Raw genomic sequence first — 3,659 nt, forward strand, 5'->3', positions numbered from 1 at the left:
GTGCTTACAGCGTATAGCTGCTTAGCACATTATTGAATTATTAACGAACTATTGTACAAAATCAAGTCCGTTTCATTGCAAAATACTGCATAAAAGACTATAATTCAACTGTTTCAAAGATCGAATTGCCCTTTTTTATTGGACAGTAGTGAAATCGATTGACAAGACATAGTATCAGATTTAGCTATCTTTGCATCCCAAATGCATAATATAAAAGTACGCTACCACATTGTGGGAAAACAAGAAGAGTTGCAAGAGATATATGACCTCTATCAGACTTTCATACAGAAAGAACGCCCTGCTATGGAAGAAGACGAGGCCGATGATTGGGAAGGAAACATCATCTTAGCTCTTGGTGTGGACTATGGGACTTGCAATCTCTGTGGTAATATCAAGAAATGCGAACTTTCAGAAGGCTTTCTCTATATAGAAGCGGAAGAACTCGCATTGATTACTGACTTCCGCGTTCTTCTCAAAAATCGTTTCAAGGATTTGGAAATCTATTTCGCTACAGAAGATCCAGAAAACGAAACATATGTGACTAATGATGCAGATGGCAAGCATTTTCACGACCTGCCTGATGATCATTTCATAGCTCCATTAGATTATTGACGTATGGGACCAAAAACATTTCTAGCAGCTCTAATGTGCCTAATCATCGTAGCCCTCATGTGCTCACCCATTTTCCTCGTATGGCACGGTTTTACTATGGGCGGTTCAGTAATAGTCAGAATAGCATTTATCGTGATAGGGCTCATTCTATTGCGTTTATTCAAGCCAATTTCTAATCTTACTGGCAAGGACTACAAGATATTCTGATAGTTTCGACTATAAAGGCTACAAATTTGATCGAAGGTGGTATCACTCTGTTTAGCGTGATACCACCTTCTTTTGTTTGGCATTCATATCAGGAATGAAGCAGAAGCCAAGTTTGCTTACTACAGACGCAAGGTTGTCTGGCAAGAATTCTGCATAAACTCGCTCTGTGACGCCAGTAGAGGCATGACCTAACAATCTGCTTATCTCACTGATTTCAGCTCCGTGTGCAAGCGCTAAAACTGCCCAAGTGTGTCTTGATACATGGAAAGTCAAGTCTTGATTCCATTTTAAATCATGAGATATACAACGAAGCGAAGTATTGATGGTATTATTCCAGGAATTTCTACGACGGTATATCGCCTCATGGTCATTTATATCGAAGTTCTCTGGCAATAGATCAAAAACAAAGACTTTGTTTCTACCCTTCCATTTTTCAAGAATACGAATGAGTGGTTCACTCAAAGGTATGGTGTTTCGGTTTCTCGTCTTGACTTGTATTTTACTGATGAAATTCTTGTTGGAATCAATGTCTTTCCATCGGAGCGTCATCACATCAACCATTCGCATACCGCAAGCATGGAAGGCAAAAAGCCACATCTCCAAAAACTCTTTTCGTCGAGGTTGTTCGATGGTATTATAAACGGAAACTAACTCAGCAAGTCTCTCTTCAGTGAGATACTTGATATTCCTCTCTTCTTCATCAAGCCGGTCCTCTTCTTTCATATACAAGTCCTGGAGAGATGCATTAAGCTGATGAGAGATATAACCTAACTGACAAGCATATTCACACGCCTGAAGAATCGGACATAGAGTCTTGTTGACTGTTGTTGCTTTCTTTTTTGCCAAGAGTCGATACTTACGGAAGTCAAGCAATAAGTCTTCACTAATATCTGAGACATAAATGAATTCCTTATGCTCACCATGTGTACCTTTGTGTTCAATCAACAGGTATTCCTCAAACTGATTGAGATATGAAATACCATTCTTGCAAGTACTGAAACCTATCTTACCTTTCTCATAACGTTTTTCCATCAACTCTTTAGCAAACTCTATGAAGTCTTTTCCTTCATCAGGTCGCAAAGCATTGTCATTGTCTTCGAGAAAAGATCGAATCACATCACAAGTAATATGTTGATGCATTTCATAATACTTATGTATCTTCACATCTATGTCTTCGATACGCTTATGAAGAGCATGATTATAATACTTATAGTCAATATCAGTCGTGGCACGTATTTCACCAATACCGCAATAGCCTTTCTCATTCCATTCCTTTACTGACACACTTATACCAGTTGATTTACGAATAGAATCAGCATGCCAATTGTATTCTATATACAATGGATACTTTTTACCAGACTGCACCATCTTTGGTATACGCAGTCTCAATCGTCCTTTCGGATAAAGTCTTGAAATTCTTCCCATATTAAAATACCTTTTTATTAATTATGGCACTATGTACGCGAAGATAGTAGAAAAGTTTATCATATCACTCCTTTTTTATAAACTTCAGATGATTTTAGTATGAAGTAAGGAGAATAATAAGAGAAGAAAAGATGAAATTAACCGATCAGAAAAGAAAGAATTTCAGGATATACCGATTATTGATCATTTAATTATGTAAAATAAGGCCATTAGAACGGTAAAATTGGCGGTAAAAGACGGCAAAAAGCCATATAGGAATTTCATAAGAAATCACCTATATGGCTCATTTCCATTATCTTATTCTGATAATCGTAATCGATGAACGATTAGTACTCGTCATCATTCCACAAGAAGTCATCCTTTGAAGGATAATCAGGCCAGATGTCTTCGATGCTTTCGTAAACATCGCCTTCGTCTTCTATCTCCTGCAAATTCTCTAGAACTTCTAGAGGCGCACCAGAGCGAGTTGCGTAGTCAATCAACTCTTCTTTAGTTGCAGGCCATGGTGCATCTTCAAGCTTTGAAGCCAATTCAAGTGTCCAATACATAGCTCTATAATTTAACGTTTCTATTATTTTGGCTGCAAAAGTAATACTTTTATTTTAAATTCCAAATATTTATGGAACAAATTTACGCACAAATCAATAATTTACATTAAAATTCTGCTTATATTTGGTTTTATCGAAGAAAACTATACCGCAATCAACCAAATTAAAGGTCAAAATCGTACGATTATCTGTTACAAGTCGGAGCCATACTTTCCCATATTCTGCATCGAGATTGATGTCTGTAACTACTAAAACCGTATCATCAGACACATTCCAGAGAAACTGCTGGAAATCCTCTCTCTTTAGCAGGGAAGATGCAGAGAGTTCTACTACATTAGGATAAACAGTTCTGATGCGGAAGAGAAGACGTTTCTGTTTGGAGGCATCTTGGGGATAGGAGGAGGAGATTTCAGAATGAGTCTGACAATAGATTCTGAGAAATCCCTTTTCGTTAACCACCTTGCGCAGGAAAGAATAGGCTGTAGGTGATTGTACTCCGAATCCTCGGGTACGAGGCATCCGTAGCATACGCTGACCGAAATTAGCAAACTTCTTTTTAATTCCTTTCCTATTCATGCTGCAAAGATAATAAAAATCTGCGAAATTCCAGACCGAACAGGTCTAAAATCTGTGAGCATCTGTGAAATCTGTGGGAAAAACAAAAAAGCCTCAGAAATCTTTCGAAATCTGAGGCTCTTGATAAAAGGAGGCGGCTACCTACTCTCCCGCATTGCATTGCAGTACCATCGGCGCAAGTGAGCTTAACTTCTCTGTTCGGAATGGGAAGAGGTGGGACCTCACCGCAATAACCACCTGATAATGGGTTATGACGTATTTGCACACAAGCAAACGTATAAGTAATGTTGA

General features: G+C 38.3%; 4 protein-coding genes and 1 rRNA gene. 1 reads left to right on the forward strand and 4 read right to left on the reverse strand.

Going from position 1 to position 3,659, the window contains the following annotated elements; translation table 11 throughout:
• Positions 1 to 231 precede the first annotated feature (231 nt).
• Positions 232 to 612, forward strand: coding sequence for a hypothetical protein (locus F7D47_RS12010; RefSeq protein WP_119238609.1), 381 nt, complete (start codon positions 232 to 234; stop codon positions 610 to 612).
• 258 nt (positions 613 to 870) lie between these two features.
• Here F7D47_RS12010 and F7D47_RS12015 read toward each other — a convergent pair whose 3' ends face one another.
• The 4 genes from F7D47_RS12015 to rrf all read right to left on the reverse strand — a co-directional run bounded on the left by F7D47_RS12015 (position 871) and on the right by rrf (position 3,609).
• Positions 871 to 2,244: a tyrosine-type recombinase/integrase gene (locus F7D47_RS12015; RefSeq protein ID WP_153085616.1), complete on the reverse strand. Its 1,374-nt coding sequence runs from the start codon at positions 2,242 to 2,244 to the stop codon at positions 871 to 873.
• A gap of 326 nt (positions 2,245 to 2,570) precedes the next feature.
• Positions 2,571 to 2,792, reverse strand: coding sequence for a DUF2795 domain-containing protein (locus F7D47_RS12020; RefSeq protein ID WP_006848869.1), 222 nt, complete (start codon positions 2,790 to 2,792; stop codon positions 2,571 to 2,573).
• Positions 2,793 to 2,885: 93 nt separating this feature from the next.
• The gene (locus F7D47_RS12025; RefSeq protein ID WP_153085618.1) at positions 2,886 to 3,368 is read right to left on the reverse strand and encodes a hypothetical protein; all 483 of its coding nucleotides are present in this window, start codon (positions 3,366 to 3,368) and stop codon (positions 2,886 to 2,888) included.
• Positions 3,369 to 3,496: 128 nt separating this feature from the next.
• Positions 3,497 to 3,609: ribosomal RNA gene (gene rrf / locus F7D47_RS12030) — 5S ribosomal RNA — on the reverse strand.
• Positions 3,610 to 3,659: the final 50 nt, after the last annotated feature.

It is taken from the genome of Segatella copri (assembly GCF_009494835.1).
GTDB lineage: Bacteria > Bacteroidota > Bacteroidia > Bacteroidales > Bacteroidaceae > Prevotella > Prevotella copri_F.

What these genes read in the sequence shown, in the direction of transcription:
- F7D47_RS12015 (WP_153085616.1), bottom strand. Translation starts at nt 2,244, where the DNA reads ATGGGAAGAATTTCAAGACTTTATCCGAAAGGACGATTGAGACTGCGT.
- F7D47_RS12020 (WP_006848869.1), bottom strand. Translation starts at nt 2,792, where the DNA reads ATGTATTGGACACTTGAATTGGCTTCAAAGCTTGAAGATGCACCATGG.
- F7D47_RS12025 (WP_153085618.1), bottom strand. Translation starts at nt 3,368, where the DNA reads ATGAATAGGAAAGGAATTAAAAAGAAGTTTGCTAATTTCGGTCAGCGT.